This window comes from Trinickia soli (assembly GCF_002879855.1).
Taxonomy (GTDB): domain Bacteria; phylum Pseudomonadota; class Gammaproteobacteria; order Burkholderiales; family Burkholderiaceae; genus Trinickia; species Trinickia soli.
Window position 1 is genome coordinate 142,764 of sequence record NZ_PNYB01000007.1, and the last position, 12,665, is coordinate 155,428.

Sequence of the window (12,665 nt, forward strand, 5' to 3'; positions counted from 1 at the left end):
AACGATTGGATAGTCGGCTTATCGACCGTGCTCATTGAGAATTGAATGAATTTTCGATGAAGCGATGCACGAGGATGGTGCATGGGCGATGGCGCGCCCGTTCAGTCCGCCAGCGGCTTGCAATCGGGTTGGGCGAGCGCGTCGTTCGCCGCATCGATGCCTACGTGTTCGCGTACGAGATCGGCGACGGCGATCGCTTCGGCGTCCTTCGGCGCCGCGGTATCGCGCGTCGGTTCGGCGATGACGACGCGATTGCGTCCGCTGCCCTTCGCATCGAGCAGTGCCGTGTCGGCGCGCCGAATCACGCGCTCGATCGGCTCGCCGCGTGCATGCTGGGCGACGCCGACGCTGATCGTCAGCGTGACTTCGAGTTGCCGCCCCTCTTCGATGCGTTTGCGCAACCGTTCCGCGACACGCGCCGCGTCATGCTGGTCGGCGGACGGCAGCAATACGACGAACTCCTCGCCGCCGAAGCGGCCGGCGACGTCGGTCGGCCGCATGCTGTCCTGGATGTGGCGGGCGATCAGTTGCAGCGCGCGATCGCCCGCTTCATGGCCGAAGCGGTCGTTGACGGACTTGAAGTGATCGGCGTCGATGTAAAGCACCGAAAACGGCTGACCCACCCGTTCGGCGCGCAGCAGAATACGCCGGCCCAGTTCGAAGACGCGGCGCCGGCGCGGCAGCTGCGTGAGTTCGTCGATGTCGGCGAATGCGCGCAACTGACGCTCCAACCGGAAGCTCTTCTTCTGCGAGCGCAGGGCGAACAGGTTCGTCACGAGGCTTGTCGAGATGGCGATGAACATCGACAGCACGACGCCGAACTGCTCGACGGCAGGCGGCTTGCTGAGCGCAACGAGCGCGAGCGGGCCGGCAATGGCAAGCGCGGCGGCAGCGGGGAAGTCCCATCCGCGCAGCAGGACGGGGCTGAACGTGAGCGGAATCAGCACGAACGCCGGCAGGACGATCAGCATGCCGTCGCCCCATTGCAGCGCGTGCAGCATGATGCCGGCTTCGAGCGAGGCGATGAAAGCGAGGGCGGCCAGGCTTGCGCGCAGGCCGCTGCCTTTGGCCCAGGCGATCACGAGAGCGACCGCCATGGGAAGGGCGGGCAGGGCGCTTGTCAGCGCGGCTCGCGTCATGCGCTGGTTGTCGAGCCAGGCGTCGCCGGCGACGAGCACAATGTAGCCGACGAGCGCCGTCGCAAGTTGCGCGCAGAGGAACGACCACAGGCGATGGGCCGCGTAGTCTTCGAACGATTGATTGTCTTCCGGCGCCTCGATCGTTTTGGCGCGCTGTCCCCGAATGCGCCGCGTACGGCGCGACGCCGCTCCCGGGCGTGCGTCGTCGGATCGATCCTCGCTGCTCATTTATTTTCTCGCTTGGACGTGCAATTTCAGCATTTACGGAAGAATCGTGTCTCGGCCCCCGTTCCGTCGCGCCATTCTAATAGCGCTAAATCCCAAGTGGGATGATTTTAAGGAAATTTATGAGCGACGATCGGTCGCTCGCGGCACAGTGCCGCTGCGTTCGGTATCGGGGTTTTGTCGCAGCGCTCAGCCGGTTCGGCGGGCAGTGACGAAGCGGCACGATTCACTCGATTGCGTATTGATAAAAAGCAAACGTTTGCAGTGTGAATGATTTTTGCGCCGCAAAATCCAAACCTTCGTTATAGGCGCGCGGCAAATGGTTTAGAAGTCGATTTCCAGGACTTTGCGATGCAGCGCATGACGCGGGTGGATTGCGCGGCCCCGACACGGCTGGGCCGGCATGCTCATCTCGCGCGCACGCTTGTTTCTTGCGGATGTTCGTGGTGCATGTCGCGCGCCGCCCACCGCTGTGCGAGCGCCGCGCAGACCATCAGTTGCATCTGATGAAACAGCATGAGCGGCAGCACGACGGCGCCCACAGCCTGTGAAGCGAAAATGACTTTGGCCATTGGAATGCCGGACGCGAGGCTCTTCTTCGAACCGCAGAAGATGATCGTGATTTGATCTTCCCGATTGAAGCCGAGCCGTTTGCTGGCGAATGTGGTCAAGCCGAGCGCGGCGGCGAGCAGCAAGGCGTTGACGAGAAAGAGTCCTGCGAGCGAGCCGAGCGAAAGGTGATGCCAGAGCCCTTCGTTCACGGCTTCGCTAAACGCCGTGTAGACGACGAGCAGGATCGAGCCTTGATCGACAAAGCGCAAGATGCGCCGGTTGCGATCGAGCCACGGGCCGATCACGGGGCGCAGCAGTTGGCCGGCGATGAACGGAACGAGCAGTTGCATGACGATGGCGCCGACGGTATGCCAGCCCGAGCCGGACGCCCCCGCATGATTCGTCACGATGAGGCTGACGAGTGCGGGCGTGACGAAGATACCGATGAGGCTGGACGCTGACGCGCTGCAAACGGCTGCCGGGACATTGCCGCGCGCGATCGAGGTGAAAGCGATCGAGGACTGAACCGTCGAAGGCAGCGTGCAGAGGAACAAGATCCCCATGTACAGCGCCGGGGTGACGAGCGGCGCCAGCAGCGGCTTCATGGCGAGGCCCAGCAGCGGAAACATCACGAACGTGCTGACGAGCACGAGGGCATGCAGGCGCCAGTGCGTGGCGCCGGCCACGACAGCCTCGCGCGAGAGCTTCGCGCCGTGCAGGAAGAACAACAGGCCCACGGCGATATTCGTCAGCCAATTGACGGCGATGGCCGTCTCGCCGCGGCACGGTAAGAGGCTCGCCAGCACGACGGTGCCGATCAACGCGAGCGTGAAATTATCGGGGACCAGAAAAGAAGGGCGACGCATAAGCAAAACTTCTCGTAACGATGAAATACCGATATGCGCAAAAAATGCGCAAGGCAGAAACGCGCGGAAAACAGGGCGCGCAATGCGACTTTCAAAGCGGCCCAAATGGTCGCATGAATGTCGCACTTCGGCAAAAAACGCCACGGTAACACTGCGTTACAACGGCGTCGCACGCCTAACATTTTTTGCCTCGACACCCAGACGCGCGGCCCATAAATTACTGAACGAGATCCCTCGGAACATCGATTTATCTGACGACCGCTCGGTAAAGAAGGCGTGCCTTTCCGCGCCGATTGCGCGACGGCATCCGGGAGGATGGTAGCGAGTGCAATCGATCATGGCCGATTCGGCTTTTCATACATCTGGGCGCTGGGCGGCGGCTGTGTTATGCGCAGTCTCGGTCTCGGTCGCCCATGCCCGGCCGCCGCAAGGCCCGCGAGCCGCGCAAGCCGCCTATGCGGCGAGGCCGGCCGCCCCTTCTTTCTGGCGGGCGCCGGCGCCTGCGGCTATCGCCGCGCCGCGACCGGAGCGCCCCACCTTCGGCATCACCACCAATCCCTATCAGCACGGCGGTCCGCGCATGGCGCCGTCGATCGCCGCGGCGGCGACGCCGTTCCGGCCCGTCAGCGACGAGGCGCGTACCTTCGCCCGCGAAGGCGGCGCCGCCTACCTGCGCGCGGGTTCGATCCGCGCCGACATCGCGCGCTACAACGAGGAGCGCGGGGCGAATCACGTGCCGCATCCGCCGCCGCCGGGCTCGCGCCAGCCGCAGACCGCCAACGACTATCGCAACTGACTGACTTCCGTTCGCAGCGCGTCTCGGTCGGATTTCAGGCCGACTGTTCTATCCCCAAGCCGCCGGCTTGCGCGTCCGCTTCCTTCCCCGTCTCCCTTCTACGCTTTCTTCCCCGCTTTCCGATTGCCATTGCGTGCCCCGGTTCCGCCAGGTTCCGGCCGTGATGATGCAATTACGCCACACTTTTGCATGAGAAATCTGGGGATCACTGCGCCGGAAGGGACTCCTCTGACGAAATTATTTTGTCGTCCTGCGCGCGTGCCTCACTATTTCCACCTATCTCGCGGGAGAGCGCGCAAGCGAGCGTCGGCGCGGGTTGCCGCTCGATCGAGCGGCCAGGCCGCGGCGCGACGGCGGCGCTCTGCGCCTGTCCCGCGCGCTGCCGCGCCGGCGCAGGCAGCCTGTTTATGCGAATCGCTATACCGGCAATAAGCGGACGTATTTCTGTCCGGAAAAATGGTCCGTAACGATGGATGCGCCCCAGACCCAACCAGGCGATCCACGGCCCGAACGGTTCGCGCGCTTTACTTTTTTGACAAAGACAGGAGATCTCATGAAAGCCAACGTCAGCCGTGCGCTGAAAATAACGCTTCGCATGGCGGCCGTCGCCGCCTTGGCCGCCGCCGGCGCCAGCGCCCAAGCCCAATCGAGCGTCCAACTGTACGGGCAGGTCGACGCCTGGGCGGGGATGCAGCAATTCCCCGGCGGCAAGCGGGCCTGGGTGGAAGGCGGTGGCGGGATGTCGACTTCGTACTGGGGCATGAAGGGTGCCGAAGACCTCGGCAACGGCTATAAGGCGGTCTTCACGTTGGAAGACTTCTTCCTGCCGCAAAACGGCCATTACGGGCGGTTTTCGGGCGACACGTTCTTCGCCCGCAATGCCTACGTAGGGATCGAATCGCCGTACGGCACGGTGACGGCCGGCCGTTTGACGACGCATTTGTTCGTCTCGACGATCCTGTTCAACCCGTTCATCGATTCGTACACGTTCTCGCCGATGGTCTACCACGTGTTCCTCGGCAACACGGCGGTGCCGACCGGCGCGAACTACGCAACCGACACCGGCGTGGTCGGCGATTCGGGCTGGAACAATGCGGTTCAATATTCGACGCCCAACTATAACGGTCTGTCCGGCAGCATCATGTACGGCCTCGGCAACCAGGCCGGCAACAATGGCGCGAAGAAGTGGAGCGCGCAATTCCTCTACTTCCACGGGCCGTTCGCCGCCACGGGCGTCTACCAGTACGTGAACTTCAACAATGCGCCGAACGATCTGAACCAGGTCACGCCGTTCGGCACCATCGTGCCGTTCAAGAGCCAGAGCGTTGCGCAATTCGGCGCGAGCTACGATCTGAAGCTCGTGAAGTTCTACGGCCAGTACATGTACACGAAGAACGATGGTCTGACGGGCGGCGGCTGGCACGTCAACACGGGGCAAGGCGGTGTGACGGTGCCCGTGGGCCCCGGCACGGCGATGGCTTCGTACGCGTACTCGCGCGACAGCGGCGGTTTGAATCAAACGCGTCGTACCTGGGCGCTGGGCTACGATTACCCGCTGTCCAAGCGTACCGATCTGTACGCGGCGTACATGAACGATCAGATCAGCGGCTTGTCGACCGGGCAGACGCTCGGCGCCGGCATGCGCGCGAAGTTTTGAGCGGGCGCCGACTGAGCGCGGTCAGATGCCGGGGCGTCGGTGCCCCGGCGTCGTGAAGGAGATTCGCCGCATTCGGCGCGCTACCCTGCGCCGTCAACCCACCTCATTGCCCCCGCCGCGTCAGGCTTGCCCGCCGTTGCCTATACTGCGAACCATAGGCACACAGCCGGCAAGCGCGAGCGAGGGCAGCCCATGACCGATCTTTCGACGCCGCAACGTCTCGGTCCCGCACGGCCGACGCCGGGTCCCCGGTTGCGATTCGTCACGGCCGCCGCGCTGTTCGACGGGCACGACGCGGCGATCAATATCATCCGCCGCATCCTGCAAGCGAGCGGCGTCGAGGTCATCCATCTCGGTCATAACCGCTCAGTGGCCGAAGTCGCGCGTGCGGCGCTCGACGAAGACGCCGACGGCGTCGCCGTATCGAGCTATCAGGGCGGCCACATCGAGTACTTCAAATATCTCGTCGACGCATTGCGCGAGGGCGGCGGCGAACGCATCGCCGTTTTCGGCGGGGGTGGCGGCGTCATCGTCGCCGATGAAATCGACGAACTCGAGCGCTACGGCGTCGAGCGGATCTACTCGCCGCAGCACGGGCAACGCATGGGGCTGCAAGGCATGATCGACGATATGATCGCGCGCTGCAGCAAAGCCGCCGCACGCCCGGCTGCGTGGAACGAGGCGAACGCGCAGCAACCGCTGGCCGCGCTCGATGCTGCGCGAGCCGGCGGCCCTTCTGCGTGGCGCGCGCTGGCGTCGCTGATCAGTGCGCTCGAAAACGGCCGTGCCGATCCGGCCACCCGCGCGGCGTTGGCCGAGCGGGTGCAGGCGATCGGCGCCGTGCCGGTGCTCGGCGTCACGGGCACGGGCGGGGCGGGCAAGTCATCGCTGACAGACGAGCTCGTCCGACGCTTCAGGCTCGACTACGGCGACGAACTCTCGATCGCGATCCTTGCCATCGATCCATCTCGACGCAAATCGGGCGGCGCGCTGCTCGGCGATCGCATTCGCATGAATGCAATCGGCGAGTGGGCGCGCGGGCCACGCGTGTTCATGCGTTCGCTCGCGACGCGCGATGCCGCGACCGAGTTGCCCGATGCGATCCCCGACGCGATCGCCGCCTGCAAAGCGGCCGGTTTCGATCTCGTGATCGTCGAGACATCCGGCATCGGCCAAGGCGACGCCGCAATCGCACAAGTGGCCGATCGCTCGCTCTACGTGATGACGCCCGAGTTCGGCGCCGCCAGCCAACTCGAGAAGATCGACATGCTCGACTTCGCCGATTTCGTCGCGATCAACAAGTTCGATCGCAGCGGTGCGCTCGATGCGCTACGCGATGTCGCCAAGCAGATGCAGCGGAACAAGGGTGCATTTTCCGCCGCGCCCGAGGAGATGCCGGTCATCGGCACGATCGCTTCGCGCTTCAACGACGAAGGCGTCACAGCGCTGTATCAGCGCATCGTGAGCGCACTGCGCGAATGCGGATTGCGCGTGCCCGAAGGCGGCGCACGATTGCCGCATGTCGATGTGCGGCACTCGCGCGAGGGCGGTGCGATCGTGCCGGCCGCGCGCGTGCGCTATTTGTCCGAAATCGCCGCGACCGTGCGCACATATCGACGGCGCTCGGAGGAGCAGGCTCAATGTGCGCGCGAGCGTTGGCAGTTGGCCGAAGCGAAGCGGATGACGAGGGAAGCGCAGGGCGGCGGCGCTGCAACCGCTGACGCGCTGACATCGCGCCTGGACGCATTGATGGCCGAGCGCGAGGCCCGGCTCGGCACGCGCGAGCGCGCGTTGCTCGATACGTGGCCCGATATCGTGGCCGAATACTCGGGCGATGAACGCGTCGTGACGATCCGCGGCCGCGAGATTCGCACGCCGCTCGTGGAGACGACGCTCTCGGGCACGCCGCTGCGCAAGGTGTCGCTGCCGACGTTCGCGGACCCTGGCGAAACGCTGCGCTGGCTGATGCTCGAAAACCTGCCCGGCTATTTCCCGTACACGGCCGGCGTTTTCCCCTTCAAGCGTGAGAACGAAGACCCGACGCGCATGTTCGCCGGCGAAGGCGACCCGCCGCGCACGAACCGGCGTTTCAAGCTGCTTTCCGAAGGCATGCCGGCGCGGCGCTTGTCGACGGCGTTCGACTCGGTGACGCTGTACGGCGAGGACCCCGACGCGCGCCCCGACATCTACGGCAAGATCGGCAACTCGGGCGTGTCGGTCGCCACGCTCGACGATATGAAGGCACTCTATGACGGCTTCGACCTGTGTGACCCCGCGACGTCGGTCTCGATGACGATCAACGGCCCCGCACCGACGATCCTCGCGATGTTCTTCAACGCGGCGATCGATCAGCAGTGTGCGCGGCTCGCCGAGCGGTGTGCCGAACGGGGACGCGAGCCGGGCGCCATTGAAATCGAGCAGACGCGCGCGGCCGCGCTGCGCGACGTGCGCGGCACCGTCCAGGCCGACATCCTCAAGGAAGACCAAGGCCAAAACACCTGCATTTTCTCGACCGATTTCAGCTTGAAGATGATGGGCGACGTGCAGGCCTATTTCATCGAACACAGCGTGCGCAATTTCTATTCGGTGTCGATCTCCGGCTACCACATCGCCGAGGCCGGGGCGAACCCGATCACGCAGCTCGCCTACACGCTTGCCAACGGTTTCACTTATGTCGAAGCCTGGCTGGCACGCGGCCTCGCGATCGACGAGTTCGCGCCGAATCTCTCGTTTTTCTTTTCGAACGGGATGGAGCCCGAGTACTCGGTGCTCGGCCGCGTCGCGCGCCGCATCTGGGCGGTGGCGCTGCGCGAGAAATACGGGGCGAACGAGCGCAGCCAGAAGCTCAAGTACCACGTGCAGACATCGGGCCGAAGCCTGCATGCACAGGAAATCGAATTCAACGACATTCGTACGACATTGCAAGCGCTGATCGCGATTTACGATAACTGCAATTCATTGCACACGAACGCCTTCGACGAAGCGATCACGACGCCGACCGAAGCATCGGTTCGCCGCGCAATGGCCGTGCAGCTCATCATCAACCGCGAGTGGGGTCTCGCGAAAAATCAGAATCCGAATCAAGGCAGCTTCGTCATCGAACAATTGACCGACCTCGTCGAAGCGGCCGTGCTAGACGAATTCGATCGGCTCACCGCGCGCGGCGGCGTGCTCGGCGCGATGGAGACGGGTTACCAGCGCGGGCGCATCCAGGACGAGTCGATGCGTTACGAGCATCGCAAGCACGACGGCTCCTATCCGATCGTCGGCGTCAATACGTTCGTCGGCGAACCGCAGGCGCAGCAGACAGCCCCGCTCGCCCTGGCTCGTTCCACCCGGGAAGAAAAAGAGCGTCAGCGCGAGCGTTTGGCCGCGTTCCATGCGCGACATCGCGACGAAGCTGCGCCGATGCTCGAGCGGCTACAGCGTGCCGTCATCGGCGGCGAGAACGTGTTTGCCGTGCTGATGGATGCCGTGCGCGTTTGCTCGCTCGGGCAGATCACGCACGCGCTGTTCGAAGTGGGTGGGCAGTATCGCCGCAATATGTGAGCGGATTGCGTTGGGTCCCGGCGCGGCTCGTCCGCCCATATCGATGCGATTCGTACCTCTATCAGGCCGCCACGCCCGCCCCGAGCAGGGCGCCGATCCGATCGACGATCGAAGCGTCGTTCAGCGCTTCTCCGGGCTGATTGCCGAAGGCCACCACCGCACCGCGAAACTGCATCGCAAGATAGTCGGCAGTCAGTCGGAGCGATTCGATCAAAGGCGTGGCGACGCTGCGATTTTCGTCGCTCACAGTCGTGACGACCGACAGCGACTTGCCGGCCATTCGACGCTTGAAGTCGGCGCCGGGCACGCGCATCCAGGCGCTCCAATAGTCGAGGTAGCGTTTGGTGTCGGCCGGCAGGCTGTACCAATAGAGCGGCATGGCGAAGACAAGATGCGACGCAGCCAGCGTCCGTTCGAGCAGCATTGCCTCGACGCCTGTCGGCGTTTCGTAGACGGGCGCCGGCTCATGCCGGATATCGACGAACGGCGGCAACGGATGCTCGCTCATACGCAGCCAGTCCTTCGATGTCTGCGCGGGCAGCGCCGCGGCCGCCTCGCGGACCAGTTGCTCGGTATTGCCGTCGCGGCGCGAACTGCCGAGCAGGAAGAGAAACGATTCGTTTTGTTCGTTCATGGGCCGGTCCGTATCGGTTGATCGGTATCGATAGAAGCCTGAGCTTAGAAGGCGGGGTGTCCCGGCGACAAACGAGATTTTTTCGACGTCGCATTAGTTTCGCTAAACTGGCTCGATGTCGAGCACCATTTCCCTCCACAACATGCCGCTCAATGCGCTGCGCGCGTTCGAAGCGGCCGCCCGTCTGGGCAGCTTCAAGGCTGCGGCCGCGGCGCTCTTCGTGACACCTGCGGCGATCAGCCAACAGGTGACGGCGCTCGAAACCTATCTGGGCGTGCAACTGTTCGAGCGGCTCAATCGCGCGATTCGCCTGACCGAGGCTGGTACGGCGCTCGCGCAAGACATCTCGGCCGCGTTCGCGCGGATCGAGGCGGCATTGATGCAGGCGTCGCCGTCGCGCAGCGGGAGCGGCAGTGCGCTGGTCATCAGCGTGGTGCCGTCGTTCGCCTCGCGCTGGCTTGCGCCGCGGCTGGATCGCTTCCATCGGCAGTATCCGCAGATCGATCTGCAGTTGCTCGTGTCGGAGACGCTCGTCGATCTGGCGGTGGATGACCGCGTCGACCTCGCGTTGCGCTATGGCCCCGGTCCTTACCGGGGGCTGCACGCGAGACGTTTGCCGTTCGACAATCGACTGTTGCCCGTATGCAGCCCGCCATTACGTGCGACATTGCCAGACGAGTTGTCGATGGTCGACGAGGCCTCTGCTGTGCCGTTGTTGCGCGTGACATTGCCGCCGCCGGTCAACGGCGACGGAGGGGGCGGTGCTGGCGGCGGCAGTGGTAGTGGCAGCAGCCGCGCGCCGCGTCGGCTGAACAACGTGTGGACCGGATGGCTGGCCGCAACGGGACTCGACTCCCCCGCGTTACTGCGGGCGGCCGGGTCGGGCCCGCTCTACAGCGTGACGCATGTCGCGATCGAAGCGGCGCTTGCCGGCCGCGGCATTGCGCTTGCGCCGCTCGCGCTCGTTGCCGACGACCTCGCCGCCGGCCGGCTCGAGCGCGTGGGCTCGACGGCGGCCCCCGACGTCAACGCGTTCTGGCTGCTAAGCCGCGAAACGCACGGGGTCAAACCGGGCGTGCGCGCATTCGTCGATTGGATAGAGCGCGAGACGGCCGTCTCGCCCGGCGCGGCTTAGTGCGGGTTAATACGGCTTAATGCGGCGACAGCAGCCGCGCACGCGTGTCGTCGTATTCCTGCTTCAGTCGCGCAACGAGTTCGGCGACGGTCGGCACATCGTCCATCAAGCCGACCGCTTGTCCGGCACCCCAGATGTCCTTCCATGCCTTCGCCTTGTCGCTGCCGAAATTCATCTTCGTCTTGTCGGACTGCGGCAGCGCATCGGGGTCGAGCCCGGCGTTGACGATGCTCTCGCGGATGTAGTTGCCATGCACGCCCGTGAAGAGATTCGTGTAAACGATGTCTGACGCGCTCGCATTGACGATCGCGCGCTTGTAGTCGTCGACGGCATGGGCTTCCTGGGTCGCAATGAAGCGCGTGCCCATATAGGCGAGATCGGCGCCCATCGCCTGGGCGGCCAGAATCGAGCCGCCGTTGGCAATGGCGCCCGAAAGCACGATCGGTCCGTCGAAGATACGCCGCACTTCGCCGACGAGCGCGAACGGCGATGTCGTGCCCGCGTGTCCGCCAGCCCCGGCCGCGACGAGAATCAGGCCGTCCACGCCGGCTTCGAGCGCCTTCTGCGCATGGCGCAGATTGATGACGTCGTGCAATACGATGCCGCCGTAGCTGTGAACGGCGTCGATGATTTCGCGGGCAGGCGCGCGCAAGCTCGTAATGAAAATCGGCACCTTGTGCTCGACGCAGACGCGCACGTCCTGCTCGAGCCGCCCATTGGACTGATGCACGATCTGATTGACGGCGATCGGCCCGATTCGCGCAGCGGGATTCGCAACCCGGTGCGCCGCGAGTTCCTCGTTCATCCGCGTCAGCCATTCGTCGAGCAATTCGGCGGGCCGCGCATTGAGCGCCGGAAACGAGCCGACGATGCCGGCCTTGCATTGCGCGAGCACGAGTTCGGGATAGCTGACGATAAACATCGGCGACGCGACCACGGGCAGCGTCAAATTCTGTAGGACGGCGGGCAGGGCCATGACGCGTGTCTCCTTCCTTTCTAAAAGAACGATCGTTCGATTATAGAGGATACAAAGGGCCGGACGGTGGGGCGTGAGTTTCGAGTGAGTACACTGCTTCTACGTTTCGTGGCATTCCGAACGAGCGCGTGTCATCCACGCACCTAAAATACGGAGGGTTCGATCAACAACGATGGCAGCGGGAGCCTGGTGCGATGAGTTTCGCCGACTTTACTCCGTTTCGCCTCGACGCCGAGGGCGTCGAGATCTTTGGCTTGAGGGGCGGCAACGGTCCTCCTTTGCTGCTGATGCACGGCCATCCGCAAACGCATCGGATCTGGGATCGCTGTCTGCCGCGGCTTGCCGCGCATTTCACGGTCGTCGCGACGGATCTGCGAGGCTACGGCCAATCGGGCAAGCCGGCGAGCGACCATACGCATGCGGCGTATTCCAAGCGGGCCATGGCGGCCGATCAGGTTGCCGTCATGCGTCATTTCGGCTTCGATCGTTTTTTGGTTTGTGCGCACGATCGCGGCGCGCGCGTCGCGCATCGGATGGCGCTCGATCATCCCGATGCCGTCGAGCGCATGATGCTGCTCGATATTGCGCCGACGCTCGCCATGTACGAAGGCACGAATCGCGCATTCGCCACCGCCTACTTTCACTGGTTCTTTTTGATCCAGCCGCAGCCGTTGCCCGAAACGCTGATCGGGGCCGATCCGCAGGCCTATGTGAAAGCCGTCATGGGCAGCCGCCACGCGGGCCTCGCGCCCTTCGATCCCGACGCGCTGCAGGCCTATTGCGACGCGTTGGCCTCGCCTGGCGCCGTGCATGCGATGTGCGAGGACTACCGGGCTTCGGCCACGATCGACCTCGAACACGACCGCGCCGATCTCGAACGCGGTCTGAAGGTGGGCTGCCCTGTGCGCGTGCTGTGGGGCGCCGAGGGCGTCGTCGCGCGCTGCTTCGATCCGCTGCACGAGTGGCGCAACGTTGCGCGCGACGTCAGTGGGCGCGCCGTGCCTTGCGGTCACTACATCCCTGAGGAAGCTCCGGATGCGCTGATCGCCGAAATCCACGACTTCTTCGAGACCGATGAATCGGACGAAGGCGATCGGGTTCGCACGGGCGGGCGCGTCAACGCATACCGCGCTTGA

9 protein-coding genes are annotated in these 12,665 nt (G+C 64.4%); 5 read left to right on the forward strand and 4 right to left on the reverse strand.

All coding sequences use genetic code 11. The features are described 5' to 3' along the window. Positions 1 to 101: 101 nt before the first annotated feature. Together C0Z19_RS10370 and C0Z19_RS10375 are read right to left on the reverse strand one after the other, a co-directional pair. On the reverse strand, positions 102 to 1,367 hold the full coding sequence (locus tag C0Z19_RS10370; RefSeq protein ID WP_102609735.1) for a GGDEF domain-containing protein: 1,266 nt from the start codon (positions 1,365 to 1,367) through the stop codon (positions 102 to 104). Between the two features lie 404 nt (positions 1,368 to 1,771). Further along, a complete protein-coding gene (locus tag C0Z19_RS10375) occupies positions 1,772 to 2,782 on the reverse strand; it encodes a bile acid:sodium symporter family protein (RefSeq protein WP_102609736.1) in 1,011 nt (336 codons plus the stop codon). 325 nt (positions 2,783 to 3,107) lie between these two features. On the opposite strand from C0Z19_RS10375, the gene C0Z19_RS10380 reads away from it, so the two are divergent. The 3 genes from C0Z19_RS10380 (at position 3,108) to icmF (ending at position 8,784) form a co-directional block, all read left to right on the forward strand. Continuing rightward, positions 3,108 to 3,578: a peptide-binding protein gene (locus C0Z19_RS10380; protein WP_146012037.1), complete on the forward strand. Its 471-nt coding sequence runs from the start codon at positions 3,108 to 3,110 to the stop codon at positions 3,576 to 3,578. A 553-nt stretch (positions 3,579 to 4,131) separates the two neighbouring features. Beyond that, positions 4,132 to 5,235 (forward strand): porin, encoded by a 1,104-nt coding sequence (locus C0Z19_RS10385; RefSeq protein ID WP_102609738.1) that lies wholly within the window; start codon positions 4,132 to 4,134, stop codon positions 5,233 to 5,235. Positions 5,236 to 5,427: 192 nt separating this feature from the next. After that, the gene (icmF, locus tag C0Z19_RS10390; protein ID WP_102609739.1) at positions 5,428 to 8,784 is read left to right on the forward strand and encodes a fused isobutyryl-CoA mutase/GTPase IcmF; all 3,357 of its coding nucleotides are present in this window, start codon (positions 5,428 to 5,430) and stop codon (positions 8,782 to 8,784) included. Positions 8,785 to 8,845: 61 nt separating this feature from the next. Here icmF and C0Z19_RS10395 read toward each other — a convergent pair whose 3' ends face one another. After that, positions 8,846 to 9,418 (reverse strand): flavodoxin family protein, encoded by a 573-nt coding sequence (locus C0Z19_RS10395; protein ID WP_102609740.1) that lies wholly within the window; start codon positions 9,416 to 9,418, stop codon positions 8,846 to 8,848. A gap of 115 nt (positions 9,419 to 9,533) precedes the next feature. Between C0Z19_RS10395 and C0Z19_RS10400 the strand changes: the two genes are divergently transcribed. Beyond that, positions 9,534 to 10,553, forward strand: coding sequence for a LysR substrate-binding domain-containing protein (locus C0Z19_RS10400; RefSeq protein WP_102609741.1), 1,020 nt, complete (start codon positions 9,534 to 9,536; stop codon positions 10,551 to 10,553). Between the two features lie 16 nt (positions 10,554 to 10,569). On the opposite strand, the gene C0Z19_RS10405 is transcribed toward C0Z19_RS10400, so the two are convergent. After that, positions 10,570 to 11,529 (reverse strand): NAD(P)H-dependent flavin oxidoreductase, encoded by a 960-nt coding sequence (locus tag C0Z19_RS10405; RefSeq protein WP_102609742.1) that lies wholly within the window; start codon positions 11,527 to 11,529, stop codon positions 10,570 to 10,572. A gap of 194 nt (positions 11,530 to 11,723) precedes the next feature. Here C0Z19_RS10405 and C0Z19_RS10410 point away from each other — a divergent pair, with 194 nt between their 5' ends. Next, positions 11,724 to 12,665, forward strand: coding sequence for an alpha/beta fold hydrolase (locus C0Z19_RS10410; protein WP_102609743.1), 942 nt, complete (start codon positions 11,724 to 11,726; stop codon positions 12,663 to 12,665).

Coding starts and splice junctions, on each gene's coding strand:
- C0Z19_RS10405 (WP_102609742.1), bottom strand. CDS start 11,529: ATGGCCCTGCCCGCCGTCCTACAGAATTTGACGCTGCCCGTGGTCGCG.
- icmF (WP_102609739.1), top strand. CDS start 5,428: ATGACCGATCTTTCGACGCCGCAACGTCTCGGTCCCGCACGGCCGACG.
- C0Z19_RS10370 (WP_102609735.1), bottom strand. CDS start 1,367: ATGAGCAGCGAGGATCGATCCGACGACGCACGCCCGGGAGCGGCGTCG.
- C0Z19_RS10385 (WP_102609738.1), top strand. CDS start 4,132: ATGAAAGCCAACGTCAGCCGTGCGCTGAAAATAACGCTTCGCATGGCG.
- C0Z19_RS10395 (WP_102609740.1), bottom strand. CDS start 9,418: ATGAACGAACAAAACGAATCGTTTCTCTTCCTGCTCGGCAGTTCGCGC.
- C0Z19_RS10400 (WP_102609741.1), top strand. CDS start 9,534: ATGTCGAGCACCATTTCCCTCCACAACATGCCGCTCAATGCGCTGCGC.
- C0Z19_RS10375 (WP_102609736.1), bottom strand. CDS start 2,782: ATGCGTCGCCCTTCTTTTCTGGTCCCCGATAATTTCACGCTCGCGTTG.
- C0Z19_RS10410 (WP_102609743.1), top strand. CDS start 11,724: ATGAGTTTCGCCGACTTTACTCCGTTTCGCCTCGACGCCGAGGGCGTC.